This is a genomic window from Georgenia sp. SUBG003 (assembly GCF_000715355.2).
In the GTDB taxonomy this organism is placed as follows: domain Bacteria; phylum Actinomycetota; class Actinomycetes; order Actinomycetales; family Actinomycetaceae; genus Georgenia.
Genome location: NZ_CP180204.1, coordinates 745,136 through 769,515 on the forward strand (window position 1 = coordinate 745,136; position 24,380 = coordinate 769,515).

Sequence of the window (24,380 nt, forward strand, 5' to 3'; positions counted from 1 at the left end):
CCATGACAGACACCGGAATCAGTCGCAGGGACCCGGAGGGCATGGATCGCCGCGACGACATCGCCGCCGCGCTCCGCGCCAACTACGAGGGACAACGCCGCGCCATGGTCGCCGCCGATCCCGACGCCCTCGGCGACCTCCTGCAGGACGACTTCACGCTGACCCACATGACCGGCTACGTGCAGCCGAAGACGGAGTGGCTCACCGACGTCCGTTCTGGCTGGATGACCTACCACGACGTCCGCGACGTCGAGGTGAGCGTCGCCCCCGGGGGCGAGCACCCCGAGCTCACGGTCCGCACGCTGACCCAGGCAACCATCTGGGGCGCTCACGGCACCTGGCGCCTGCAGCTGCGCATCACCTTCACCCACGACGGCGAGAACTGGCTGGCGGCCCGCACCGTGGCCTCCACCTGGTGAGCCACCAGGTTTGCTGACGACAAGAGGAATGACATGACCAGCTGGACGCACGACGAGCTCGAGCGGGTCGGCGACGCCCGCGAACTTCAGGTCGCTTCCCGACGTCCCGACGGGACGCTCCGGCGGTACGTGACCATCTGGCACGTCCGCTCGGGCGATGCCGTCTACATCCGCTCCGCCCACGGACCCGACAACGGTTGGTTCCGGCGCGCCATGGCAGCAGGTACCGGCCGCATCCGCTCCGGCGGCGTCGAGCGTGACGTCACCTTCGAGCTCGCCGACCCCGGCGTGCGCCATGACGTCGACGCCGCGTACCACGCGAAGTACGACCGCTACGGCCCGGCTCCCGTGGGCGCGGTCACCGGACCGGACGTCCTCCAAACCACGCTCCGCGTCATGCCACGCGACTGACGCTCAGCCTCAGAAGGAGAACCGATCATGGACGGACTCGAGACCACGGTGACGCTGGGCCTGGCCGTCTTCGCCGGAGCGGTGCTGGCACCACGGCTCCGGATCGCGGCGCCGTTGCTGCTGCTCGTGCTGGGACTGGCGCTCGGTGCCGTCCCGGCCCTGCGCGAGATCAAGCTGCCACCGGAGACCGTCCTGCTGCTCTTCCTGCCGGTGATGCTGTTCTGGGAGAGCCTGACCACGTCGTTGCGCTCGATCAAGCGCGACCTCCGCGGCATCGTCATCCTCAGCACGCTGCTCGTTGTCGCGACCGCCTTCGCGGTGGCGTGGATCGCCACCCTGTTCGGCATGCCCTGGAACGCCGCACTCATCCTCGGTGCCGCCGTCGCGCCGCCGGACGCGACCGCCGTCGCGGCACTGGGCCGCACCCTGCCGCACCGCAACTTCATGCTCCTCAAGGCCGAGAGCCTGACGAACGACGGCACCGCGCTCGTGCTCTACGCCATCGCCGTGGGGGTCGCGACCGGGGGCACGTTCACGCCGCTCGAGATCACCGGAATGGTGCTGCTTTCCTACCTCGGTGGCATCGCCGCCGGAGCCGTCGTAGCGGGCGCGGCGTATCTGGCCCTGCGCCGTATCGGCGACGCGACCACAATCAACATCGCACTGCTCCTCATCCCCTTCGTCGCATACCTTCTCGCCGAGCTGATCGGCGCCTCGGGCGTGCTCGCGGTCGTCGTCGCCGGCCTGCTCGTCTCCTTCGCAGCACCCCACATCAGCACGGCCGCCTCCCGGCGGCAGACCGAGTCGACATGGCCGCTCGGCTCCTACCTCCTCAACGGCTCGCTCTTCGTCCTCGTCGGACTCGAGGTTCAGGCGATCGCCCACGAGATCACCGCCGCCCGAGCCTGGCGCCTCCTCGCGGTGATCGTGGCCGTATGGCTCACCCTGCCCATCGTCCGGTTCGTCTTCCAGACCGTCACCGTCGCGCTCATCCGGTTCCTCGACCGGCGCCCGTCCCAGCGGGCGCGTCGGATGAGCTACCGGGCGCGGGTGGTCAGTGCGTTCGCCGGCTTCCGTGGCGCGGTCTCCCTGGCCATCGCCCTGTCCGTGCCGACGACGCTGGCAGACGGCCAACCGTTCCCGGGCCGGGACGACATCATCTTCGTGGCCGCCGGGGTCATCGTCATGACGCTGGTCCTTCAAGGGCCACTTCTGCCCGCTGTCGTACGGTGGGCGCGGTTTCCGGCCGATACCACGCAGACCGAAGAGCTGCGGCTCGCCGAACGCGCCATTACCGAGGCCGGCGTCGCGGCGCTTCCCGAGCTCGCGGCGCAGCACGAGGTCAGCGATGAGGTGCGCGACCGACTCGCGAACCACTACCGAGATCATCTCCACCTTGTCGACACCCCGACGACTCCCCCCCGCCCACGACGTTGCGGCCGCGGGCGCCCCCGCGCCAGAGCCTGAGACCGGACTCGCAACCGATACCGCCGCCCCGGAGCCCGGACCGGCCAGAGGACAGGAACCCTCGCTGCTCACCCGCAACGAGCAGTACTCACGCTTGCACCTGGCCGTTCTCGACCACAAACGCGAGGTCCTCCAACGGCTGAGACGCGAGGGCACGATCGATGACGCCGTCGCTCGCCAGATCCAGACACAGCTCGACATCGAGGAGCTCCGTCTCACCGGTGTCGAACCACTCGACTAACGCACCCGACCCGGACGACCGCCGTCCACCCCAGCACTACCCAGAGGGCAGGGACGGGCTCCGTATGCAGCCACCGCCAGCCCGAACTCCCCGGAAAGTCAGGACCCGCCCTACAGCAGGCGTCTGGCGGCTTCAGAGAGAAAGGCACACGTCGTGACATCGACGATCGGCTACGCCGCAGCCCTCGAGCAGTTCGCGCCCATGGAGGCCGTGGAGTACTCGGCCCTCGCGGAGGAGCACGGGTTCTCGGGGGTGATGGCGGCCGACCACTTCCAGCCCTGGACGCCGACGCAGGGGCAGGCCGGCTTCGTGTGGAACGTCCTGACCGCGGTGGCCGAGCGCACCCGCGGGGACCTCGGGCCCGGGGTGACGGCGCCGACGTTCCGGTGGCACCCGGCCATGGTGGCCCAGGCGTCCGCGACGCTCGCGGCGATGTACCCGGGCCGGCACTGGCTGGGCCTGGGGTCCGGGGAGGCGCTGAACGAGCACGTCGTCGCCGGGTACTGGCCGGAGGCGCCCGAGCGGATCAACCGGATGTTCGAGGCGATCGAGATCATCCGCAAGCTCTTCACCAACTCCCTCGCCGGCAAGGACACCAAGCACGCGGGCACGTTCTACAAGCTCGAGTCCACCCGGCTGTGGACGATGCCCGAGGAGGCACCGCCGATCCTGGTCGCCACCGGCGGCCCGGTGACCGCGAAGCGGGCCGGCCGGCACGCCGACGGGCTCATCACGGTGGGCGCGCCGCTGGAGAAGATCGGCGGGCTGTTCGAGAAGTTCGCCGCCGGGGCGAAGGAGGCGGGCAAGGACGCCGACGCCATGCCGAAGGTGCTGCAGCTGCACCTGTCCTGGGCGCCCACCGACGAGGAGGCGCTCGCCAACGCGATGGACCAGTGGCCCAACGGCGGGATGAGGTTCCCCAAGGCGGACATCCGATCGCCCTTCGACTTCGCCGCGATGGCCAAGCTCGTGCGGGAGGAGGACTTCGCCGGCCGCATGGTGATCTCCGCCGACCCCGACGAGCACCGGGCCGAGATCCAGCGCTACGTCGACCTCGGCTTCGACCGGATCTACCTGCACAACGTCGGGCGCAACCAGCGCGAGTGGCTCGAGGTCTTCGGCCGCGACGTCCTGCCCAAGCTCACCGCCTGACCAGAGCTCGCGTGACGTCGTCTCCACCGGCCGACAGGCGCAGCGATTCGACCTCGGATCTTCCTCTACGTGCGAGGCACCACGCGGAGAGTGGTGCCGACCGCGTCAGGTCCGGTGACCGAGCCGACGATCGCGGGACCGTAGCGGTCGTACTTCGCGTGGTAGGCGGCGTCGATCGCGGCGTGCACGTCCTCCTCGGGCCGCTCGAACGCGACGTCACGTTCGACGCCGCCGGCACGGATGCGCCCTTCTCCGCTGGCCAGCGCCCGGACGAACCAGGGGTTGTCCTTGCCGTAGGCGGAACGGACGTAGATGTCCTGCCCCGCACGGACCACCCAGATCGTCACGTACCTGCGCATCGTGCCGTCCTTGCGTCGGGAGGCGATCTGGAGCTCCTCGGCGTTCCCGATCCTGTTGAGTTCTTGCTCGGTCCACACGGTCATCACGAAAGATCCTCTGGGTTCTGGAGGTGGTCGGGGTACACGGTCGCAAAACATGCGGACGGCGACCCAAAGGGCGGGCCAAGGGGCCGGGAGACGCGTCGTCTCCCGGCCCCCCGCAATCTCAGGTCACGGCGTGACAGCCACCTTGAGCGACTCGCGCGCGTCCATCGCGCGGTAGGCGTCGGCCACGTCGTCGAGGTCGACGATGCGGTCGAAGACCCTGCCCGGATCGATCCGACCGTCCAGGACGTCGGCGATGCCCTGGTCCATGTACGCCCGGACCGGGGCCGGACCACCGTTGAGGGTGACGTTCTTGCCGAAGAGCGAGCCGAACCCGATCGGAGCCTCCTCGTACTGCGGCACGCCGACGCGGCTGATCACGCCGCCGGGGCGCACGATGCCGTAGGCCTGCTCGTACGCCGGCAGGTGACCGACGGCCTCCAGCACGATGTGGCTGCCCTCGCCACCGGTGAGCTCGAGGACCTTCGCAACGCCCTCCTCGCCGCGCTCGGCGACGACGTCGGTCGCACCGAACTCCCGGCCGAGATCGGTGCGCGCGGTGTGACGGCCCATCAGGATGATGCGCTCGGCGCCCAGCCGGCGCGAGGCCTGGACGGCCGAGAGACCGACCGCACCGTCGCCGATCACGGTGACGGTGCTACCGGGGCGCACCCGGCCCATGTAGGCGGCGTGGTAACCGGTCAGATAGACGTCGGTCAGTGCGAGCAGCGACGGGTACAGGTCCTCGCCCGCGCCCGCCGGTGCGACCACCAGGGTGCCGTCGGCCTGAGGGACGCGGATCGCCTCCGCCTGGCCGCCGCCCACGCCACCGGCGCCGTACCAGCCGCCGTTGACGCAGGAGGTGTGGAAGCCCTCCTGGCAGAAAGGGCAGGAGTTGTCGCTGAACGCGAACGGTGAGAGGACGAAGTCGCCCTTCTTCACCGTCGAGACGTCCGAGCCGGTCTCCTCGACCACGCCAATGAACTCATGGCCCATCGGGGCCGGGCCGGACCCGGCCGGCATCCCGCGGTAGGGGTGCAGGTCCGACCCGCACACGCAGGCCCGCACCACGCGCACGATCGCGTCGGTCGGCTCGGAGATGATCGGGTCGGGCACGTTCTCGACGCGGACGTCGCCGGCGCCGTACATCAGTGTTGCTCGCATTAAGTCTGTTTCCTCACGATCGGGTTGATCAGCGGGCTGCGCCCGCGGGGTGAACGCAGAAGCGGCTCACGCCTCGGGGATGTCCATGCCGAAGTTCTCGAGGGTGAGCGAGGCCGGTTCCGGGCCGCGTCGGACGCCCGTGTCGAGGGCGTCGATCTCGGCGAGCTCGGCGTCGGTCAGCTCGAAGTCGAACACGTCGAAGTTCTCGGCGATCCGGTGGGGCTTGACCGACTTCGGGATTGCCGAGCGCCCGTGCTGCAGGTGCCAGCGCAGCATCACCTGGGCCGGTGTCCTGCCGTGCTCCTGTGCGATGCGGGCGATCGTCGGGTCCTCCAGGGTGCTGCCGCCCTCGCCGTCGTAGTAGAACGTGATGCCGCCGATGGGCGACCACGCCTGGGAGAGGATGCCGTGCCGCTCGTCCGCCGCGAGCACCTCGCGCTGGGAGAAGTACGGGTGGGACTCGATCTGGTTGACCGCGGGCACCACGGTGGTGGCTCCCAGGAGGTATCCGAGGTGGTCAGGCATGAAGTTGCTGACGCCGATCGCGCGGACCTTGCCCGCGGCCAGGAGGGTCTCGAGCGCGCGGTACGCCTCGATCGTCAGGTCGAACCGTGTCGGGAGCGGCTGGTGGAGGATCAGCAGGTCGATCTGGTCAACACCCAGCTTGCCCGCGCTCTTGTCGAACGCGTGCAGCGTGGCGTCGTAGCCGTAGTCGCTGATCCAGATCTTCGTCTCGACGAACAGCTGCGACCGGTCCACGCCCGAGCGACGGATCGCCTCCCCGACCTCGCGCTCGTTGCCGTAGGCGGCAGCGGTGTCGATGTGCCGGTAACCGGTACGCAGCGCCGTCTCGACCGCAGCGACGGTCTCCCCCCGGCGCGGTCTGGAACACGCCGAAGCCCAGAGCGGGCATCTCGATGCCGTTGTTCAGTGTCAGTGTGGGGGTCACGCCACCACGCTAGGTACCGCCGTCGCAGGTGTGGGAGGCCCTGCTCAGCCGGGTACTACCAGTGCCCCCCACGCTCCTCGGTGCGGACCTACGGTGAAACGGCCAGCGCGTCCCGACGACCGGAGCAGCACTCGAGATGGACATCGACCCACGCACGCCGACCACGAAGAACCCGCCGGAACAGTTCACGGGAGATGTTTGGGTGGACCCTATCGCCCTGCCCCGTGAGGAGGGGCAACGAATGGTCGTGGCCTTCGTCAGGTTTGCTCCTGGGGCCCGCACCGCCTGGCACTCCCACGCCCGAGGCCAGACGCTGCACATCACCCAGGGCATCGCCTGGGTCCAGTCACGCGGCGGCGCGAAGGTCGAGCTTCACCCCGGCCAGACCGTCTACTGCCCGGCTGGCGAAGAACACTGGCACGGTGCCGCTCCGGACAGTTTCATGGAGCACCTTGCCATGCTGGAGAACGCCGGCGATTCCGCCGCCACGACCACCTGGCTCGAGCACGTCACCGACGACGAGTACCAGACCGGAAAAGCACACGATCGACAGTCGTGACGCCACGCTTCATTGGTCCCTTGAACGCCGTCCAGCGTCGAGATGCCTCAACCACGCAGACCGCTCCCGCGCGACCTGGAAGGACGCGAGTTCCATACGTGCTGGCGCCAGCAGACAAGGTCGTGCTCACCCTCACCTTGGGGTGAGGACCTCTATAGGCCGCGGCACTACCACCTCAGAAGGGAAGAGCACAGGCATGCGTTCACTCGAGCGCCGAACCGTACTGCGCGGCGCGGTAGCCTTCGGCCTCGGCGCTGCCACCACGGCGATGGCATCCTGCGCCCGCGGCTCCGCGCCGCAACCAGGGACCGGCAACTCCGAGACGAGCACCGACCGACCCGCAACCACAGTCCTGCTCGCCTACTTCTCCCGCCCCGGGGAGAACTACTGGTACGGCGATCGCAAGGACCTTGAGGTCGGCAACAGCAAGGTGATCGCAGAGATGGTCGCCGCGCAGGTCGATGCCGACATCTTCGAGATCGAGCCCGAGCAGCCGTACCCCCACAACTACGCCGCGACCGTCGAGCGCAACCGCCAAGAACAGGACGCGGACGCGAGGCCGAAAATCGCTGGGAACCTGCCCGACCTCGGTCGTTATCGCTCGATCATCCTCGGCTGTCCAGTATGGAACACTCGCGCACCGATGATCATCCGTACCTTCCTCGACGGTGCGGACCTGTCCGGAAAGACGATCCATCCGTTCGTGACCTACGCCCTCGGCGGGGGCCGCGTCTTCGCAGACTACGCCGAGCTCTACCGAGGCGCGACGGTCGCCGAAGGCTTGGCAGTCCAGGGCGAAGAGGCGACAGACGCAGGCAAAGTAGTAACCCAGTGGCTCACCGAATCCGGGTTGGCGGGGCGATGACCTCCACCTGCCTACGACGCCCACTCCATCGAGGGATGGGCGTGCTCGACTCCGGCGAATCGGATGGTCCCCGAGGGGCTCGCCAACGTCCTGGTCGGAAAGACCCAGCCGGGCGGCCGGCTGCCGCCTCGGCTATCCCAACCCAGGCCCATTGCGCGTCCGCGGTAAAGGCCAACCCCAACGCCAGGAAGTGACGCCGTAACGCGTGAGCTCGACGCGAAACGGTCCCGGCACACCAACGGCAGCCGGGGCCCTTTGCGTGACCGTTGCGCGCTGAGCGTCTCAGGATCGCGTCTCGGCACCGAAGGCTAGTGACCGCCTCATGAATATCCGGCTCGACCAGTCAAGGAGCGGGGAGTCGCAGGAAGTAGCTAGCAGGCCAGAGAATCGATCACGCGAGAGCAAGATCTTCCCAGATGCAGAGCAGCCCGTTCTCACTGGGCAGGTCTGTACAGATCGCTGTGTGGGTCCAAGACGTAAGCGTCGCTACTGACGTCGGGGTGCAAACGGTCGAGCAGACATTGTGCGTGTGTGAAGAACTGCTGCTCCGCTGTTCCGTCTCTTCCGAACTCCACTTGCTCACAACGATGAGCGCACACGGGTCCAGTGCGACGTCGTCGACTGTCTTTCCGCAGAAGGCGCACAACACATCACGGGTCATTCGCCAAGCATGGTCGAACGGGCGCGCCATGACCGCAGGACGCGACGGGCGCGTGTTGAGAACGGACTCTGCTACTACCGCCCCTTACTCAACACGTCTCGCTGCCAGTTGACGTGACAGTGCATCTCAAAGCGCACGAGCAAGGTGTCGCAACCAACGTTTATGCAACACGGTTGACTGCAGCATCCGCTGCCACTTGAAGTACCCCCGCCCCTCTCGACCAATCTTTCGCGCGGCACCAATCCATAGAGCCGGTGCGGATACGGTGACCGCATGACGGCCCAGGCGCTCGCTTCGATGGCGAACTTCCGCTTGCTCGGGCGGCTCCTGGCCGTCGGCATCTGTGTTGGCGCGCTGATCGGTGCGACGTTAGCCGCGGTGGTCATCGCACTGGTCGCAGTGGTCCTAACTGGATGGCCGGCTTGTCGATCGGAGTGCAGATCGGCCTGCTAGTCGGCCTGGTGGTGCAGCCGGTGACGCATGTGGCGGTGTTGCTGACAGCAGGCGCGGTCTGCCATTGGCAGAGGGAGAACTTTGAGGGCTTCCCTCCGCTCCCACGGATTCGCGCTCGTTAAGGTCGTCAACATGGACTTCTGATCAGCGAGGACTGTCGTCTCGGCCTGGCCGCCAGGGTGTTAGCCGACTTCCTTGCGCATCGCCTCCACCACCTTGGTCTTGGCCGCGGCCGATCGCGGTTGTGGCAGCGGCGTAGCCAGCGGAACATCCCGATCGCGGCGCGTCGGTCGAGAGCGCCACGCGTCGGTCATCTGCTTACCAGCCTCGGCCTTGGCGCAGAGCACGAGCTCCTCGTACGCCGTGGACGTCTCGGAGGCGGCGTGGATCTGGAGCCAGGCACGGTGGAAGGCGAGGCGGGATTGGATGTCGCTCACGTGCCGAACCAGGTCCATGCGGGCTTGGTGGGCCCCGTCGCGGCGCATGATGAGGTAAGGCGACTCGAGATAGTCCTCGACCGCGCGCAGCGCCTCGGCGTACACCGTGACGCGTTCCTCGCGCCTGGTGGCGTTCTTCTGCTGGCGGTAGCCGGCCACCACGACCAGGGCCGCGATCAGAGCGCCCAGTACCGCGGCCACGACTGTGGCTACCTCAAGCGGTCCGAACCCCCAGAACAACCAGGCCGTCTCGACGGTCACCACTAAGGGCTCGCGAACGATCACGCCGCCTCCCTCGCTGGGAACCCGTGCGGGGCCTCGTCCAACACCCACACCCCACCGTCATGTCCGCCGGTCTCCCGCCAGATGTGCTCAGCGCACAGGTGGTCGTAGACGATGCGCAACAGCCCGTCCAAGAAGTCCACGCGGGAGCGCCATCGACGCCACGGCAGGTCACCCGGATAGAACAGGCACAGGCCATCGTCAGGCATGCGATGCGGGGAGTCGCCGTCGTCGGCATAGACCGCCGGATAGTCCTCCGGCGGAAGGCCGTACGTCTCCCATGTCGGTTCCGCTCGAAACTCGATGCGCACGGGTACCCGGTCCGGCCGACCGGGGATGTGCAGTCCGGCGTGCAGGTATGTGAGCCGACGGTGGCCCCTGATGACGGTGAGCCGGCCAGCGTGCTCGCGGAGCGCGATGACCTCGAAGGGTCGGCGCCAGCCCGGGTCCACCCCGTACCACGGCCCGCGCGGCCAGGTGCTGGGGACGCCGTACCTCGGGGGGCAGCCGGCACTCACGGCCGCCATGAGCGCACCGCCAGGCCGGTCGCCGCCGGGCGGGTCACCGGGCGCAGGTCCGGCCGCCGAGGCGCTCGTCCGCGCCGTGCTCGACGCGGCCCGGCCCGAGCCCGGCCAGGCGGTCCTCGAGCTGTACTCCGGGGCGGGGCTGCTCTCGCTCCCGCTCGCCCGCGCGGTGGGGGAGGACGGCCGTGTCGTCACGCTGGAGGGCTCCGCCACGGCGGTGAAGGACGCCCGCCGCAACCTCCACGACCATCCCAACGTCGCTCTCGGCACGGGCCTCGTGCGCCCGAAGACGGTCCGCGAGGGCGGTGCGGGCTGCGACGTCGTCGTCCTCGACCCGCCGCGGGCCGGTGCGGGCACGAAGGTGATGCGCGCGATCACCGAGCTGGCACCCGCGCGGATCGTCCACGTCGCCTGCGACCCGGCGGCGCTCGCCAGGGACCTCGCCGCGGCCCGGGACGGGGGGCTACGTCGTCACGGGCGGTGACGGGCCTGGACCTGTTCCCGCACACCCACCATTTCGAGGTCGTCGCCACGCTCGAGCGGGCCTGAACGCCGCTGCCGGGCAGGAGGTCGTGCGCCGGGCGGCCGGAACCGGCCGGCCCGGCACGCGCCTGCTCGCCGAGGGGCGGGCGTGTCGGTGGACACGCGCACCGCGACCAACTATCTTGACGTCGAGATATCCGCGGTGCGGACGCCGTGGGACCATGTCCCGTGGACGACCGCGGTGGCCCAGCGTCACCCCGCCGCGCACGCCAGCACGAGCCGAGGAGCACAAGTGAGTACCGACAGCTTCAAGTCCAGGGGAACGCTCGACGTCGGCGGGAAGAGCTACGAGATCTTCCGGCTCTCGGCCGTCGAGGGGCTGGAGCGCCTGCCGTACAGCCTGAAGGTCCTCGCCGAGAACCTCCTGCGGACCGAGGACGGCAAGAACGTCACGGCCGACCACGTCCGCGCCCTCGCCGGCTGGGACCCCAAGGCCGAGCCGAGCACCGAGATCCAGTTCACCCCGGCCCGCGTGGTGATGCAGGACTTCACCGGCGTGCCCTGCGTCGTCGACCTCGCGACCATGCGCGAGGCCGTCGCCGAGCTCGGCGGCGACCCCGCCCGCATCAACCCGCTCGCCCCCCGCCGAGCTGGTCATCGACCACTCGGTCGTCATCGACGTCTTCGGCCGCGCGGACGCGTTCGAGCGCAACGTCGAGATCGAGTACGGCCGCAACAAGGAGCGCTACCAGTTCCTGCGCTGGGGCCAGACCGCCTTCGACGACTTCAAGGTCGTCCCGCCCGGCACCGGCATCGTCCACCAGGTCAACATCGAGTACCTCGCCCGCGGCGTCATGACCCGTGAGCTCGACGGCGTGACCCGCGCCTACCCCGACACGTGCGTGGGCACCGACTCGCACACCACCATGGTCAACGGCCTGGGCGTCCTGGGCTGGGGGGGTCGGAGGCATCGAGGCCGAGGCCGCGATGCTCGGCCAGCCGGTCTCGATGCTCATCCCGCGGGTGGTCGGCTTCAAGCTGTCCGGCTCGATCCCGTCCGGCGCCACCGCGACCGACGTCGTGCTGACGATCACCGAGATGCTGCGCCGCCACGGCGTCGTCGGGAAGTTCGTCGAGTTCTACGGCGAGGGCGTGGCCGAGGTGCCGCTGGCCAACCGCGCCACGATCGGCAACATGAGTCCGGAGTTCGGCTCGACCGCGGCGATCTTCCCGGTCGACGACGTCACCGTCGACTACCTGAGGCTCACCGGCCGCTCCGACGAGCAGGTCGCGCTCGTCGAGGCCTACGCCAAGGAGCAGGGCCTGTGGCACGACCCGTCGCGGGAGCCCGTCTTCTCCGAGTACCTCGAGCTCGACCTCTCCACCGTCGTGCCCTCCATCGCCGGCCCGAAGCGTCCGCAGGACCGCATCGCGCTGTCCGAGGCCAAGGGCGCCTTCGCCGACGTGCTGCCGCACTACGTCGGTGAGGAGGACGCGATCGCCGAGTCCAGCCTCGACGAGTCGATCGAGGAGACCTTCCCCGCCTCCGACCCCATCGCCTCCGGCACCAACGGCGACCACGACGGCACCCCGCCTGCCCCCCACGAGCACGCCACGCGCCGCGCCTCGAGGCGCGTGTCGCTGACGATGGAGGACGGCACGCAGACCGAGCTGGACCACGGCGCCGTGGTGATCTCCTCGATCACGTCCTGCACCAACACCTCGAACCCGTCCGTGATGATGGCCGCGGGGCTGCTGGCGAAGAACGCCGTCGAGAAGGGCCTGCAGGTCAAGCCCTGGGTCAAGACGTCGATGGCTCCGGGCTCGAAGGTCGTCACCGGGTACTACGAGAAGGCCGGGCTGTGGCCCTACCTCGAGGAGCTCGGGTACCACCTGGTCGGGTACGGGTGCACCACCTGCATCGGCAACTCCGGCCCGCTGCCGGAGGAGGTCTCGGCCGTCGTCAACGAGAACGACCTGGCGGTCGCGTCGGTGCTCTCCGGCAACCGCAACTTCGAGGGCCGGATCAACCCGGACGTGAAGATGAACTACCTCGCGTCGCCGCCGCTCGTCATCGCGTACGGCCTCGCCGGCACCATGGACTTCGACTTCGAGAACGAGCCCCTGGGCCAGGACAGGGACGGGCAGGACGTCTTCCTCAAGGACATCTGGCCCTCGGCCGCCGAGGTGGAGCAGACGATCGCCTCCTCCATCGACCGCGACATGTTCACCGAGGACTACGCCGACGTCTTCGCCGGCGACGAGCGCTGGCGGTCCCTGGAGACCCCGGCCGGTGACACCTTCGACTGGCAGGACGACTCCACCTACGTCCGCAGGCCGCCGTACTTCGAGGGCATGGCCGCCGAGCCGGCGCCCGTCGAGGACATCTCGGGGGCGCGGGTGCTGGCCAAGCTGGGCGACTCCGTCACCACGGACCACATCTCCCCGGCCGGCTCCATCAAGCCCGACAGCCCCGCCGGCAAGTACCTCGCCGAGCACGGCGTGGCGCGGAAGGACTTCAACTCCTACGGCTCGCGCCGCGGGAACCACGAGGTCATGATCCGGGGCACCTTCGCCAACATCCGCCTGCGCAACCAGCTCCTCGACGGCGTCGAGGGCGGGTTCACGAAGAACCTCCTGACGGGCGAGCAGGAGACCATCTTCGACGCCTCCATGGCGTACCAGGAGGCCGGCGTGCCGCTGGTCATCCTCGGCGGCAAGGAGTACGGCTCCGGCTCCTCGCGCGACTGGGCCGCCAAGGGCACCGCGCTCCTCGGCGTCAAGGCGGTCATCACCGAGAGCTTCGAGCGCATCCACCGCTCGAACCTGATCGGCATGGGCGTCCTGCCGCTGCAGTTCCCCGCCGGCCAGAACGCCGAGTCGCTCGGCCTCGACGGCACCGAGACGTTCGACATCTCCGGCGTGACGGCCCTGAACGAGGGCGCCACCCCGAGGACCGTCAAGGTCGTCGCGACCAAGGAGAACGGCGAGAAGGTGGAGTTCGACGCGGTCGTCCGCATCGACACGCCCGGCGAGGCGGACTACTTCCGCAACGGCGGCATCCTGCAGTACGTCCTTCGTTCGCTCGTGAAGGCGGCCTGACCCTCCTGGGCTCGGCGACGGCGGCGCACCGCCGGGCAGGCCCCGTCCCCGCACCGGGACGGGGCCCGCCCCCCGTTCCGGCCCCGGTCAGGGCCAGGGAGCGGAGGGTGTGGCGCCGCACCCGCGGCGGACCCCGCACCGATACGGGATCGTGACATCCCTCCTCGCGCCCCCCGGCCCCGGCGTCGCCCGTAGTGTCACCACATGGCACGACACCGCGGTCGACCGGCCGTCGGACCAGCGCGAGCGGCGGTGGCGGTCGTCCTGGGGGCGGGTGCCGTGCTGACCGCGTGCGGCGCCGCCGACGCCGGCGTGGAGCTGCGTTCCGACGTCGAGCACGAGACCGTCGCCGTCGAGGAGACGGTCGGGGTGCCGGACGCCGTCGTCGCCACCACGGAGCTCGGGGCCGCTCTCGTCATGGCGGGCGAGGCGGGACAGAACCGGGTGATCTCGCCCGCCTCCGTGACGCTGGCCCTCGCGATGCTGGCGGAGGGCGCGCGCGGCGAGAGCGCCACCGTCCTCGACCGTGCGCTGGGCGTCGCCGGCGAGGCGCGCACCGACGCCTACAACGCCCTCCAGTCCGCGGTGCTGGAGTACGACGGCGATCCCCGGAGCGTCGACGACGCCGACCTGCCGGAGCGTCCGCTCCTCCACGTGGCGAACGGCGTCGTCGTCGACGAGGGCCGGGAGGTCGAGCCCGCCTACCTCGACAGCCTCGCACGCGGTTACGGTGCCGGGGTCCGTGTGGCCGAGCTGTCCGACTCCTCGGGCAAGCAGGCGCTCGACGCCTGGGTGCGGGAGCACACGGGCGGCCGGATCGACGCCTCCTCCGTCCGGCCGGACCCCGCGCTCGTGCTCGTGCTCCAGAACGCCGTCCTGCTCGCCGCCCGCTGGCAGGACCCGTTCGTCGCCGAGCTGACCACCGAGCAGCCGTTCACGCTCGGCTCGGGCGAGGAGGTCTCCGCCGAGACGATGACCCAGCAGGTGCTCGCGACCTACACGGAGGCCGGTGGCGCACAGGCGGTGCGTCTGCGGTACACCGAGGCGTTCGCCCTGGACGTGGTCCTGCCCGCGCCGGGACGGGAGCCGGCGCTGTCCGCGGAGGAGTGGCAGGCCCTCGACGACCAGCTCGCGGGCCCCGCCGCCACCGACGTGCAGCTGCACCTGCCGAAGGTGGACGTCCAGACCTCGGCGGACCTCGTGCCGCCGCTGACGGACCTCGGCCTCGGGGTGCTCTTCTCCTACCCGGGCGCCGACCTGACGGGCATCGCGCCCGACCTCTTCGTCGGCGCGTCGCGCACCAGACGACCCTGACCGTGGACGAGGACGGCACCGTGGCGGCGGCCGCGACGGAGGTCGGTGCGGAGGCGGGCTCCGCCACGGGCCCGACGGACCCGGTGGTGATGTCCGTCGACCGGCCGTTCGCCGTGCGCATCGTGCATCTGGAGACCGGCTGGCCGCTGTTCATGGGCGCGATCGCCGATCCCCGCCGGTGAAGCGCCCGGCACCAGCCGGGACTGACTGCCTGAGGCGGGCGGCAGCCCGCGGCGGCCGTCAGACGCGCGCGTTCTCCAGCTCGAGGCGCGGCACCTCGCCCGCGGGCTCGAAACCCCACACCTGCGCGAAGAAGCTGAGCTCCGCCAGCGCGGCGGCCTCGATGTTCTCCGCACGGCGGAAACCGTGCCCCTCACCCTCGAACATCACCACGGCGACCGGAAGGCCCTTGGCACGCACGGCGTCGGCCATCATCAGGGCCTGGTTCGGCGGCACGACCTTGTCCTCGACGCCCTGCAGCAGCACCATCGGAGCGGAGAGGCGGTCGGTGTGGTGCACGGGGGAGCGGTCCCGGTACGTCTCGGCCGCCTCCGGGTACGGACCCACGAGGCCGACGGGATAACGGGACTCGAACTTGTGGGTGTCGCGGGCGAGCGCCTCGAGGTCGCCGACCCCGTAGCGGCTCGCGCCGGCGGTGAACGTGTCCGTGAACGTCAGCGCCGCCAGCGTGGTGAAACCGCCTGCGCTCCCACCGCGGATGCCCAGACGGGCGCGGTCGACCAGCCCGGCGTCCGCCAGGTGCTGCGCCCCACTGGCGCAGTCCGCGACGTCGACGATCCCCCAACTGCCGTCGAGACGCTCCCGGTAGGCGCGTCCGTAGCCCGTCGAGCCGCCGTAGTTGACGTCGAGCACGGCGAAGCCGCGGGTCGTCCAGAACTGCACGCCGAGCGAGAACACGGCGCGGGTGGCGGAGGTGGGGCCGCCGTGGGTCGTCACCAGCAGCGGCGGCCGCTCGTCGGCCGGACCCCGGAACCGGGACGACGTCGGAGCGTAGAAGAACCCATGCGCCTGGGGGCCGTCCGGGGCCTCCCAGGAGACCGCCCGCGCGACGGCGATGTCGCTGCCGGCCAGCGGCATCTCGCTGCTGCGGCGCAGGACGGTGGCACCGGCGGGCGTGCCGGTGGCGGCGTTGGGCGTGCCGCTGGTGGCGCCGGGTGGGCCAGCTGTGTCCGCCCGTCCGTCGGAACCGGCGCGCGAAGGCCCGCCGCCGATCTCGAGCACCGCCGTCGGACGCAGCGCGCCGGCGGCCACGACGACGACGCGTCCGTCGCCGGCGGCGACCTCCTGCGGCTCCCAGCTGGCGGCCCACTCCTCGAGCTCGCCGTTGGCGAGGCGCACCGCGCCGAGGTGCCACCGGCCCTCGCGGGTCCACGCGCAGACGAGGTGCTCGTCGTCGAGCACCGCGACCGTGCGCGGCCCGAAGCGCCACTGCGGGCCGGTGAACTCCATCGTCGCGGGGTGCAGCGCCCGGGTGCGGCGCCGGCCGCCGGCGCGCAGCCCCTCGGTGCGGTACAGGTTCCACCAGCCGGTGCGGTCGTCGACGTGGACAAGGTCCCCGGCCTGCGTCCACACGGGCTGCGCGACGCTGATGCCGTCACCGCCGGCGAGCACCTCCTCCGACGCCGGCAGGCCGTCCGGGGGAGAGCGCGGCCACGTGCAGCACCGAGCTCGTCCACGGCATGTGCGGGTGGTCCCACGCGACCCAGGCGAGGTGGGCGCGGCCCTCGAGCCGGCGGCGCAGCCACGTCACGACCGTGCGCGCGACGTCGGCGTCCTCCACGACGAGGTGGCCCGCGCCCTCGAAGCGGTGGACGTCGGCGTGCGGGAGACGCTCACGCAGGTCGCGCAGGAACCGCTCGTAGAAGACCGGGTCGTTGGGGCCCCACATGATCAGGGCGGGGACGTCGAGGGCGGCGACGCCGTCGGCGATCCGGGTCAGCTCGGCGTGGCTGGGGTGGCCGGCGTCGACCGGGATGTCCTCCACGAACGTGCCGATGCCCCGCCGGTCGTCGGCGGTGCGGTACGGGGCCCGGTACGCCTCCCGGACCTCCGGCGGCAGGGCGGGGTTCGCGAGGGAGAGGGTGACGTCGAGGAACGCCGGCGTGACCGTCGTCGCCCCGGCGTGGACGTACCGGTGCCGGGCGAGGCGCAGCAGGGCCGGGACGCGCTTCGCGGCGGGCTGGTGCACGGCGGTGTTGGTGAGCACGAGGGCGGCGAGCTCGCGCGGGTGGTCCACGGCCCAGCCCATGGAGACGACGCCGCCCCAGTCGTGACCGAGGGTCACCACCGGCAGCCCGTCCCAGCCGGGGCCGGACAGGCCGAGGTGGTCGGTGAGCGCGCCGAGCTGCGAGACCCGGTCGGCGAGCCGGTGGTGGGCGCCGGTGTGCTCGGAGAAGCCCGTCTCGAGCTGGTCGACCGCGACGACGCGCCAGCCGGCCTCGGCTCCGGCGGCGAGGACCGAGCGCCAGAGGTAGGACCAGGTGGGGTTGCCGTGCACGCACAGGACGGTGCCGCGCGGCGTGACGCCGGCAGGCAGTGACGGGGCGTTGTCGAGATAGTGCCAGGCGTGCCCGTCGACGACCGCCCGGCGGGACCAGCCAGGGTCGACCCCGGGCCAACTCACCAGGCCAGCTCCAGCATCGCGGTGTTCAGGCCCGAGCCGACGCCCAGGCACATGACCCGGTCGCCGGGGTTGAGCGTGTCCGCCTGCTCCGAGAGGGTCATGGCGATCGCCGCCGGGCCGACGTTCCCCCACCGGTCGAAGGTGATGGGCACCGCCGCGGGGTCGAGGTCGACGGCGTCGATGATCGCCTGCGTGTAGGGCGTGGAGATCTGGTGGGTGACGTAGCGGTCCAGCCGCGACCAGTCCCAGCCGTCCGCCTCGGCCTCGCGCCAGGCGTCCACGACGAGCTTGAGGCCCTTGTCGAGGAGGTTCTTGGTGTCCGTGGTCATCTTGCCGAAGGAGCCCACGCACAGCTCGTGGTGCTCCGTGCCGGCACGCGCGACGCCGCCGAGGATCCGGTGCCCGTCGGGGCGGTCGGAGGCGCGGCCGACGACGGCGGCGGCGGCGCCGTCGCCGAGGGTGAGCGAGGCGAACTGGTTCTGGTAGTCCTCGCGCGTGACGTCGTCGGCGGAGAGCCGGGCGAGCGTGTCCTCCTGGGTGCGGCGCACGTCCTCGGCGTTGACGATCACGGCGTAGTCGATCTGGCCTGCGTCGATCATCGCCGACGCCATCTGCACGCCGTTGACGAAGCCGACGCAGGCGTTGGTGATGTCGAAGTTGAGGGCGCGGCTCGACAGGCCCATGCGGTCGTGGACGCGCACCGCCACCGACGGCTCGAGCTGGTTGCGGGAGACTGACGTGTTGATGAGCAGCCCGACGTCGCCGGGGGGCCACCCCGGCCTCCGCCAGGGCCTTCGAGCCGGCCTCCGCGGCCATGTCCTCGAACGCGGTGCCCTCCTCCCACCAGCGCCGTTCACGCACCCCGGAGACGCGTTCGAGCAGGTTCCTCGGCAGGCGCAGAGCCTTGCGGGCGACGGCGAGCCGGTCCTCGAACTCGGCGGAGGTCACCACCCGGGGCGCCTCGATGTGGGACAGACCCACGATGGCGCTGTCGCGGTACCGGAACGTCGCGTTACCCAGTTGGCTCACCGTCCAAGATTACGAAGGGGCGACGCGCGGGCGCACGCCGGTGGCGGCGGCCTGGGACATCAGTCACAACCGCGCGTCGGCGGGAACTTCCCCGCCGACGGCGTCGGGGTGGTGCGCCCGGTCGTCGGTGCCCGATCCATCATGCCAGCCCGCCGGCCGGCCCGACCGGGCGTCGGCACAGGGAGGTGGCGGCCGGCCCGGCCCGGCACACGGGAGGCGACGGCCGGCCCGGCCCGGCGTCGGAACACGGCGCAGGCGGGCCGCGGCGCTACTCTCAGGCCCATGGCGTCCAGCGCGAAGGTGATGGAGGTTCCCGGGCCCGACGGCCCGCGGCAGGTGCGGGTCTCCAGCCCGGACCGTCTCATGTGGCCCGACGACGGCGTCACCAAGTGGGAGCTCGCGGAGTATCACGTGGCCGTCGGCGAGGGCCTGCTGCGCGCCGTCGCCGACCGCCCCGTCACGCTCCAGCGCTTCCCCGAGGGCGTCCAGGGCGAGGAGTTCTTCTCCAAGAACCCGCCGCGGGGTGTGCCCGCGTGGGCGCGCACGGTGATGTGCACGTACCCGTCCGGCGCGCGGCACCCGCAGCTGGTGGTCGACGAGGTCGCCACGGCCGTGTGGGCGGTGCAGATGAACACGGTGACCTTCCACCCCTGGCCCGTGCGTACCGCGGACAACGACAACCCCGACGAGCTGCGTATCGACCTCGACCCTCAGCCGGGGCTCGGCTTCCCGGACGCGGTCGAGGCGGCATTCGGCCTCAAGGAGCTGATGGAGGAGCTCGGGCTCAGCCCGTGGGCGAAGACCTCGGGCAACCGCGGCGTCCACGTCTACGCGCGGGTCGAGCCCACGCACGAGTTCCTCGACGTGCGCCACGGCGTGATCGGCATCGCCCGGGAGCTCGAGCGCCGGCTGCCGGACCTGGTGACGACGGCGTGGTGGAAGGAGGAGCGCGGGCAGAAGGTCTTCGTGGACTTCAACCAGGCCAACCGCGACCGCACGATCGCCTCCGCCTACAGCCCCCGGCCCCTCCCCGGCGCGCCCGTGTCCATGCCGGTGCCCTGGGAGAAGCTCCGGGACGTCTCGCCGCGGGACTTCACCGTGCGCACGGTGCCCGGGATCGTCGCGGCCGACGGCGACGCCTGGGCCGGCATGGACAGCACGCTCGGCCGGATCGGCCCGGCGCTCGAGCTGTGGGACCGTGACGTCGCCGACGGCCTCGGGGAGCTGCCGTTCCCGCCGGAGTACCCCAAGATGCCGGGCGAGCCGCCCCGGGTGCAGCCGAGCCGCAAGCGCACGGAGGGGTAGCGCGGCGTCAGCGCTGGAGGACGTCGTCGAGGTCGTACGCCAGCGGACGCTCGATCTGCTCGAGGGTGCAGGACCGCGCGTCCCGGTCGGGGCGCCAGCGCAGGAACTGCGCCGAGTGCCGGAACCGGGCGCCCTCCAGCTGGTCGAACTTCACCTCGACCACCCGCTCCGGGCGGAGCCGGACGAAGCTGACGTCCTTGTTCGCGCTGAACCTGGACCGGTCTGTCTCGCCGCGCACGACCTCGCCGCCGGAGTCGCGCACCACGAGCTCGTCGAGCTCGTCCACGAGCTCCTTGCGGCGTCTGTCCGTGAACGCCGAGATGCCGCCGACGTTGAACAGGTTCCCCGCGTCGTCGTACATGCCCAGCAGGAGGGAGCCGACGCCCGAGCCGGACTTGTGGACGCGGTAGCCCACGAGCACCGCCTCGGCGGTGCGGGCGTGCTTGATCTTCAGCATCGTCCGCTTCCCCGGCTGGTAGGTGGACCGCAGGGCCTTGGCGACGACGCCGTCGAGCCCCGCGCCCTCGAAGGTGGTGAACCATGCCTGGGCGACCTCCTGGTCGCGTGTCACGCGCGTCAGATGGACGGGCGCGCCCTGGGCCAGGGTCGACAGCGCGTCCTCGAGCCGGTCGCGGCGCCGGGCGAACGGTTCGCCCATGAGGTTCTCCTCGCCCAGGCACAGCAGGTCGAACGCGACGAACTCGGCGGGCGTCTCGGCCGCGAGCCTGCGCACCCGGGACTCGGCCGGGTGGATCCGCTGCGAGAGGGACTCCCAGTCCAGCCGCTGGCTGCCCGGCTCGCCGCGTCGCACGACGATCTCGCCGTCGACGGCGCAGCGTTCCGGCAGGTGCTCGCGCGCCGCCTCGACCATCTCCGGGAAGTACCGGGTGAGCGGCTTGCTGCCGCGGCTGGCCAGCTCGACGTCGTCGCCGTCACGCAGGACGATGCAGCGGAAGCCGTCCCACTTGGGCTCGTAGGAGTAGCCGCCGTCCACGGCGTCGGGCTCGGGAACCGCGGGGACGGCCTTGGCGAGCATGGGCGTCACGGGCAGGGTGATGGGCAGGTCCACGGGCCCATCGTGGCCGGGACCGCGGCCCGCCGCCACAGCGCGCCGGCCCGGGCAATGCCTCGTGCACCGGCCACGCATCGTGCACCGGCCGGCCCCGTGGGGCCGAGGCAGGGCGCCCCGGCGCCGTGGCGTGCCAGGGTCGCCGGCGCCACGGCGCCTCCGCCTGCCTACAGGTGGTGGGCCTCCGGCTCGTCGAGGTAGTCGCCGCCGGCGTCCTCCTGGAGCGGGTTGCGCAGCAGGAAGACGACGGCGGCGACGAGGCCGCCCCACACCACGAGCATGGCGACGAGCATCATGACGATCGCGACGGTACTCATCGGGTGGCCTCCGGGTTGGTCGGTCCTCCCAGTCGCGCGGAGCCCGCCGCGAATCCCGGGATGGGGTCAGGGGTGAAGTCGTCCACCGGCCTGCGCCAGCGGACAGCCGTGTACGCGAGGGCGCCGATCACCATCAGGCCGACCGCGCCCCAGCCGACGATGTTGACGAACGTCCACGGATAACCGCCGTACGGCTCGCTCAGCAGCTCCATCACGGTGCGGACGAGCATGTAGAGGAGGGCGATCGGGACGACGACCCCGACGAGGACCCGCCACCACGCGCCGACCCGTGCGGTGGAGACCCCGTTGAGGTGCGCCTGCAGCTCGGGCAGCTTGCGCAGCCCGAGGCCCGTGATGAGGCACATCAGGATCGCGGAGGTGACCACGCCGATCTCGTTGGTGTACTTGTCCACGGTGTCGAGCATGGCCAGCGACGAGGTGGTCGAGTAGAGCGCCAGCGAGATCACCGCGCACAGGCCGCCGATGAGGACGGAGACCTGCACCCGGCTGAGGCCGAACTTCTCCTGGAACGCGGCGGAGACCACCTGCATGATGGAGATGAGCGACGTGAACCCGGCCAGGGTGAGGGAGACGAAGAACAGCACCCCGAAGATCGGGCCCCCCCGGCATCAGCGAGATGATCTGCGGGAAGGTGATGAAGGAGAGCACCACGCCGGTGATGCCCTCGAGCTCACCGACGGCGACGCCCTGCTGGAACGCCATGTAGCCGAGCGTGGCGAAGACGCCGATACCGGCCAGCAGCTCGAAGGACGAGTTGGCGAACGCGGCCACGTAGGAGACCGGCACGAGGTTCGAGCGGCGCCGCAGGTAGCTCGAGTAGGTGAGCATGATGCCGAAGGCGATCGAGAGCGAGAAGAAGATCTGGCTGTAGGCCGCGATCCACACGCCCGGGTCGGACAGCGCCGCCCAGTCCGGGGTGAAGAAGGCGCTCAGACCGTCCATGGCACCGTCGAGGAAGAGTGCGCGGACGACGAGGACGAGGAACAGCACGACCAGCAGCGGCAGGAAGATCTTGTTGGCGCGCTCGATGCCCCTGGCGACGCCCAGGGCGAGGATCACCAGGGTCACGACCCACAGCGCGAGCATCGGCCAGAAGATCCCGCCGACGACGTCGGTCGTGACCGTGGGCCCGGCGTCCCTGAGGAAGTCACCGATGAAGAACGTGGCTGGATCGTCGCCCCAGGCGAGGGAGACCGAGAAGAACGCGTAGCGGGCCGCCCAGACGATGATGACCGTGTAGTAGGTCGCGATCATGAACGCGATCGCCACCTGGAACCAGCCCAGCGGCTCGAACTTCCTGCCCAGGCGACGGAACACCGTGGGCGCCGACCCGCGGAACCGGTGCCCGAGGGAGTAGTCGAGCAGCAGGATCGGCACGCCGGCCGTCAGCAGCGCGACGAGATAGGGGATGAGGAAGGCGCCGCCGCCGTTGTCGTACGCCACGCCCGGGAAACGCCAGATGTTCCCCAGCCCGATGGCCGAGCCGATCGCCGAGAGCAGGAATCCGAGCTGGCCGGACCACTGCTCCCTTCCGACGTCGGTCGATGCTTGTCCCGCCATGGTCTTCCCTCCGTCGGGCTCGCCCGGACCCGCCGGCCTCCGTCCGGCTGGTCCTGGTCGTGCGCAGGCTCAGGTCGCGGCGATACTAGTGGTCCGCCACGTCGGACGCCCACCGTAGCCGCACGGCGGGCGTGCGGATCAGCGACGTCCCGCTCCGCGGTGGCGGCCGCGCCGGTCGGGCGTCCTCCGGCACCATGGCCACGCCGGCCCGCAGCCGGCCACGGACCACCCGCCAGACCAGGACACGAGGACCCATGCTGAGCAGCACCGACCGGATCCAGACCACGCACGCGGGCTCCCTCCCGCGCACGCCCGAGCTCATCGCTGCGAACGCGGCGCGCGAGGCCGGCGGCGAGGCCGAGGGCTTCGCCGACCTGCTGCGCGCAGCCGTGACCGACCTCGTGCAGCGCCAGCTCGACCTCGGCATCACGGTGGTCGGCGACGGCGAGTTCGGGAAGTCCATGAGCTCGCCGGTGGACTACGGCGCCTGGTGGTCCTACTCGTTCCAGCGGACGGGCGGCCTGGAGATCGACGGCGACGACTCCTGGATCACCGAGCAGGTGCTCTCCTCGCCCGGGAACGTGCGCCTGACCGGGTTCGGCCACCGCCGCGACCGCACGCGCTTCGCGGAGGCCTACGCCGACCCCGGGTCGGGCATCTTCACGGGCGGGCCGAAGCCCTTCCCGAGCGTCACCGGACCGCTGACCTACACCGGCCAGGACGCCATCGCCCAGGACACGGCGAACCTGAGGGCGGCGCTGGACGCCACCGGAGCCCAGGAGGGCTTCATCACCGCGCTCTCCCCCGGCAGCGCCTCACGGCTCACGAACAAGCACTACGGCTCCGACGAGGAGCTGCTCTACGCCTGGGCCGACGTGCTGCGCGAGGAGTACCAGGCGGTCCTCGACGCCGGTCTGGTCCTGCAGATCGACGACCCCTCCGTCGCCGAGAACTTCGACCAGATCGAGCCGGAGCCCTCCGTCGAGGACTACGTCGCCTTCACCGAGCTGCGGGTCGAGGCCCTCAACCACGCCCTGCGCGGCCTGCCGCAGGACCGCATCCGGTTCCACCTGTGCTGGGGCTCCTGGCACGGTCCGCACACCACCGACCTGCCGATGAAGGACATCGTCCGCACCATGCTCCGCATCGATGCCGGCGCCTACTCGTTCGAGGCGGGCAACGTCCGTCACGAGCACGAGTACAAGGTGTGGGACGACGTCGCGCTGCCGGAGGGCAAGCTCGTCCTGCCCGGCGTCGTCTCGCACGCGACGAACGTCGTCGAGCACCCCGAGCTGGTCGCCGACCGCATCGAGCGGTTCGCGGTCCGCGTGGGCCGCGAGAACGTCGTCGCCTCCACCGACTGCGGGCTGGGCGGGCGGATCCATCCGCAGATCGCGGTCGCCAAGCTGGAGGCGCTCGCGCAGGGGGCGGAGATCGCCACCAGGCGGCTCTGGGGCTGACAGCGGGAACGTCGTCGGGGGGGCGCGCGCCGCGATCGCGCGCGCCCCG

22 protein-coding genes and 4 pseudogenes are annotated in these 24,380 nt (G+C 70.9%); 13 read left to right on the forward strand and 13 right to left on the reverse strand.

The genetic code is table 11. The features are described 5' to 3' along the window. The first annotated feature begins 2 nt into the window (after nt 1-2). The 4 genes from DA06_RS03480 to DA06_RS03495 all read left to right on the forward strand — a co-directional run bounded on the left by DA06_RS03480 (nt 3) and on the right by DA06_RS03495 (nt 3,690). Entirely contained in the window at nt 3-419 is a 417-nt protein-coding gene (locus DA06_RS03480; protein ID WP_418606861.1) for a nuclear transport factor 2 family protein, read from the forward strand. A gap of 33 nt (nt 420-452) precedes the next feature. Then, nucleotides 453-830, forward strand: coding sequence for a DUF2255 family protein (locus DA06_RS03485; protein WP_043497290.1), 378 nt, complete (start codon nt 453-455; stop codon nt 828-830). Nucleotides 831-857: 27 nt separating this feature from the next. Beyond that, nucleotides 858-2,297: a Na+/H+ antiporter gene (locus DA06_RS03490; RefSeq protein WP_418606862.1), complete on the forward strand. Its 1,440-nt coding sequence runs from the start codon at nt 858-860 to the stop codon at nt 2,295-2,297. 394 nt (nt 2,298-2,691) lie between these two features. After that, nucleotides 2,692-3,690: a TIGR03557 family F420-dependent LLM class oxidoreductase gene (locus DA06_RS03495; protein WP_043497292.1), complete on the forward strand. Its 999-nt coding sequence runs from the start codon at nt 2,692-2,694 to the stop codon at nt 3,688-3,690. A gap of 65 nt (nt 3,691-3,755) precedes the next feature. On the opposite strand, the gene DA06_RS03500 is transcribed toward DA06_RS03495, so the two are convergent. The 3 genes and pseudogenes from DA06_RS03500 to DA06_RS03510 all read right to left on the reverse strand — a co-directional run bounded on the left by DA06_RS03500 (nt 3,756) and on the right by DA06_RS03510 (nt 6,210). Then, nucleotides 3,756-4,133 carry a DUF2255 family protein gene (locus tag DA06_RS03500; RefSeq protein WP_043497316.1) on the reverse strand — a complete coding sequence of 126 codons (378 nt, stop codon included), beginning with the start codon at nt 4,131-4,133 and terminating at the stop codon, nt 3,756-3,758. Nucleotides 4,134-4,259: 126 nt separating this feature from the next. Continuing rightward, nucleotides 4,260-5,297 carry an alcohol dehydrogenase catalytic domain-containing protein gene (locus tag DA06_RS03505; protein ID WP_418606863.1) on the reverse strand — a complete coding sequence of 346 codons (1,038 nt, stop codon included), beginning with the start codon at nt 5,295-5,297 and terminating at the stop codon, nt 4,260-4,262. 66 nt (nt 5,298-5,363) lie between these two features. Further along, a pseudogene (locus DA06_RS03510) lies at nt 5,364-6,210 on the reverse strand (aldo/keto reductase). 172 nt (nt 6,211-6,382) lie between these two features. On the opposite strand from DA06_RS03510, the gene DA06_RS03515 reads away from it, so the two are divergent. Continuing rightward, nucleotides 6,383-6,805, forward strand: coding sequence for a cupin domain-containing protein (locus DA06_RS03515; protein ID WP_043497296.1), 423 nt, complete (start codon nt 6,383-6,385; stop codon nt 6,803-6,805). 196 nt (nt 6,806-7,001) lie between these two features. Next, complete coding sequence (locus tag DA06_RS03520; RefSeq protein WP_043497299.1) at nt 7,002-7,670, forward strand: flavodoxin; 669 nt, start codon at nt 7,002-7,004, stop codon at nt 7,668-7,670. Between the two features lie 1,296 nt (nt 7,671-8,966). Here the strand turns inward: DA06_RS03520 and DA06_RS03525 are convergent. Together DA06_RS03525 and DA06_RS03530 are read right to left on the reverse strand one after the other, a co-directional pair. After that, nucleotides 8,967-9,506 carry a hypothetical protein gene (locus DA06_RS03525; protein WP_418606864.1) on the reverse strand — a complete coding sequence of 180 codons (540 nt, stop codon included), beginning with the start codon at nt 9,504-9,506 and terminating at the stop codon, nt 8,967-8,969. Next, nucleotides 9,503-9,814: a hypothetical protein gene (locus tag DA06_RS03530; protein ID WP_052437061.1), complete on the reverse strand. Its 312-nt coding sequence runs from the start codon at nt 9,812-9,814 to the stop codon at nt 9,503-9,505. The genes DA06_RS03525 and DA06_RS03530 overlap by 4 nt, the downstream gene beginning before the upstream one ends. Before the next feature lie 106 nt (nt 9,815-9,920). On the opposite strand from DA06_RS03530, the gene DA06_RS03535 reads away from it, so the two are divergent. The 5 genes and pseudogenes from DA06_RS03535 to DA06_RS03555 all read left to right on the forward strand — a co-directional run bounded on the left by DA06_RS03535 (nt 9,921) and on the right by DA06_RS03555 (nt 15,108). After that, nucleotides 9,921-10,511, forward strand: a complete 591-nt coding sequence (locus tag DA06_RS03535) for a methyltransferase (RefSeq protein WP_418606865.1) — start codon at nt 9,921-9,923, stop codon at nt 10,509-10,511. 655 nt (nt 10,512-11,166) lie between these two features. Then, nucleotides 11,167-11,394 (forward strand): annotated as a pseudogene (locus DA06_RS03540) (aconitase family protein); the annotation flags it as partial. 103 nt (nt 11,395-11,497) lie between these two features. Next, entirely contained in the window at nt 11,498-13,612 is a 2,115-nt protein-coding gene (locus tag DA06_RS03545) for an aconitate hydratase (RefSeq protein ID WP_418606866.1), read from the forward strand. 204 nt (nt 13,613-13,816) lie between these two features. Beyond that, nucleotides 13,817-14,926, forward strand: coding sequence for a serpin family protein (locus DA06_RS03550; RefSeq protein ID WP_418606867.1), 1,110 nt, complete (start codon nt 13,817-13,819; stop codon nt 14,924-14,926). Nucleotides 14,927-14,928: 2 nt separating this feature from the next. Next, a complete protein-coding gene (locus DA06_RS03555; protein WP_052436333.1) occupies nt 14,929-15,108 on the forward strand; it encodes a serpin family protein in 180 nt (59 codons plus the stop codon). A gap of 58 nt (nt 15,109-15,166) precedes the next feature. Here the strand turns inward: DA06_RS03555 and DA06_RS03560 are convergent, their stop codons facing one another. The 3 genes and pseudogenes from DA06_RS03560 to DA06_RS03570 all read right to left on the reverse strand — a co-directional run bounded on the left by DA06_RS03560 (nt 15,167) and on the right by DA06_RS03570 (nt 18,599). Further along, nucleotides 15,167-16,558 carry an alpha/beta hydrolase family protein gene (locus DA06_RS03560; RefSeq protein WP_052436334.1) on the reverse strand — a complete coding sequence of 464 codons (1,392 nt, stop codon included), beginning with the start codon at nt 16,556-16,558 and terminating at the stop codon, nt 15,167-15,169. Then, nucleotides 16,542-17,570, reverse strand: coding sequence for an alpha/beta fold hydrolase (locus DA06_RS03565; RefSeq protein ID WP_418606868.1), 1,029 nt, complete (start codon nt 17,568-17,570; stop codon nt 16,542-16,544). The genes DA06_RS03560 and DA06_RS03565 overlap by 17 nt, the downstream gene beginning before the upstream one ends. Next, a pseudogene (locus DA06_RS03570) lies at nt 17,567-18,599 on the reverse strand (3-oxoacyl-ACP synthase III). Before DA06_RS03570 ends, DA06_RS03565 begins: the two are co-directional and overlap by 4 nt. Nucleotides 18,600-18,881: 282 nt before the next feature. Between DA06_RS03570 and ligD the strand changes: the two are divergent. Beyond that, a complete protein-coding gene (gene ligD, locus DA06_RS03575; protein ID WP_043497331.1) occupies nt 18,882-19,904 on the forward strand; it encodes a non-homologous end-joining DNA ligase in 1,023 nt (340 codons plus the stop codon). Between the two features lie 7 nt (nt 19,905-19,911). Here the strand turns inward: ligD and DA06_RS03580 are convergent, their stop codons facing one another. From DA06_RS03580 to DA06_RS03600, 5 genes and pseudogenes are all read right to left on the reverse strand, one after another. Then, nucleotides 19,912-20,973 (reverse strand): ATP-dependent DNA ligase, encoded by a 1,062-nt coding sequence (locus DA06_RS03580; RefSeq protein WP_418606869.1) that lies wholly within the window; start codon nt 20,971-20,973, stop codon nt 19,912-19,914. Nucleotides 20,974-21,140: 167 nt separating this feature from the next. After that, nucleotides 21,141-21,290 carry a methionine/alanine import family NSS transporter small subunit gene (locus DA06_RS03585; protein WP_418606870.1) on the reverse strand — a complete coding sequence of 50 codons (150 nt, stop codon included), beginning with the start codon at nt 21,288-21,290 and terminating at the stop codon, nt 21,141-21,143. Continuing rightward, entirely contained in the window at nt 21,287-21,895 is a 609-nt protein-coding gene (locus DA06_RS03590) for a hypothetical protein (protein ID WP_418607860.1), read from the reverse strand. The genes DA06_RS03585 and DA06_RS03590 overlap by 4 nt, the downstream gene beginning before the upstream one ends. Nucleotides 21,896-21,965: 70 nt before the next feature. Next, nucleotides 21,966-22,871 (reverse strand): annotated as a pseudogene (locus DA06_RS03595) (sodium-dependent transporter); the annotation flags it as partial. Nucleotides 22,872-22,956: 85 nt separating this feature from the next. Continuing rightward, nucleotides 22,957-23,139 carry a hypothetical protein gene (locus tag DA06_RS03600; protein WP_418606871.1) on the reverse strand — a complete coding sequence of 61 codons (183 nt, stop codon included), beginning with the start codon at nt 23,137-23,139 and terminating at the stop codon, nt 22,957-22,959. Between DA06_RS03600 and DA06_RS03605 the strand changes: the two genes are divergently transcribed. Next, complete coding sequence (locus tag DA06_RS03605) at nt 23,126-24,331, forward strand: cobalamin-independent methionine synthase II family protein (protein WP_043497334.1); 1,206 nt, start codon at nt 23,126-23,128, stop codon at nt 24,329-24,331. The two genes, DA06_RS03600 and DA06_RS03605, sit on opposite strands and share 14 nt — an antisense overlap. The last annotated feature ends 49 nt before the right edge of the window (nt 24,332-24,380 follow it).

Excerpts from the sequence above, each read along its gene's own strand:
- DA06_RS03480 (WP_418606861.1), top strand. The coding sequence starts at position 3 with ATGACAGACACCGGAATCAGTCGCAGGGACCCGGAGGGCATGGATCGC.
- DA06_RS03485 (WP_043497290.1), top strand. The coding sequence starts at position 453 with ATGACCAGCTGGACGCACGACGAGCTCGAGCGGGTCGGCGACGCCCGC.
- DA06_RS03490 (WP_418606862.1), top strand. The coding sequence starts at position 858 with ATGGACGGACTCGAGACCACGGTGACGCTGGGCCTGGCCGTCTTCGCC.
- DA06_RS03500 (WP_043497316.1), bottom strand. The coding sequence starts at position 4,133 with ATGACCGTGTGGACCGAGCAAGAACTCAACAGGATCGGGAACGCCGAG.
- DA06_RS03505 (WP_418606863.1), bottom strand. The coding sequence starts at position 5,297 with ATGCGAGCAACACTGATGTACGGCGCCGGCGACGTCCGCGTCGAGAAC.
- DA06_RS03515 (WP_043497296.1), top strand. The coding sequence starts at position 6,383 with ATGGACATCGACCCACGCACGCCGACCACGAAGAACCCGCCGGAACAG.
- DA06_RS03520 (WP_043497299.1), top strand. The coding sequence starts at position 7,002 with ATGCGTTCACTCGAGCGCCGAACCGTACTGCGCGGCGCGGTAGCCTTC.
- DA06_RS03535 (WP_418606865.1), top strand. The coding sequence starts at position 9,921 with ATGACCTCGAAGGGTCGGCGCCAGCCCGGGTCCACCCCGTACCACGGC.
- DA06_RS03545 (WP_418606866.1), top strand. The coding sequence starts at position 11,498 with ATGCTCGGCCAGCCGGTCTCGATGCTCATCCCGCGGGTGGTCGGCTTC.
- DA06_RS03550 (WP_418606867.1), top strand. The coding sequence starts at position 13,817 with ATGGCACGACACCGCGGTCGACCGGCCGTCGGACCAGCGCGAGCGGCG.
- ligD (WP_043497331.1), top strand. The coding sequence starts at position 18,882 with ATGGCGTCCAGCGCGAAGGTGATGGAGGTTCCCGGGCCCGACGGCCCG.
- DA06_RS03585 (WP_418606870.1), bottom strand. The coding sequence starts at position 21,290 with ATGAGTACCGTCGCGATCGTCATGATGCTCGTCGCCATGCTCGTGGTG.
- DA06_RS03605 (WP_043497334.1), top strand. The coding sequence starts at position 23,126 with ATGCTGAGCAGCACCGACCGGATCCAGACCACGCACGCGGGCTCCCTC.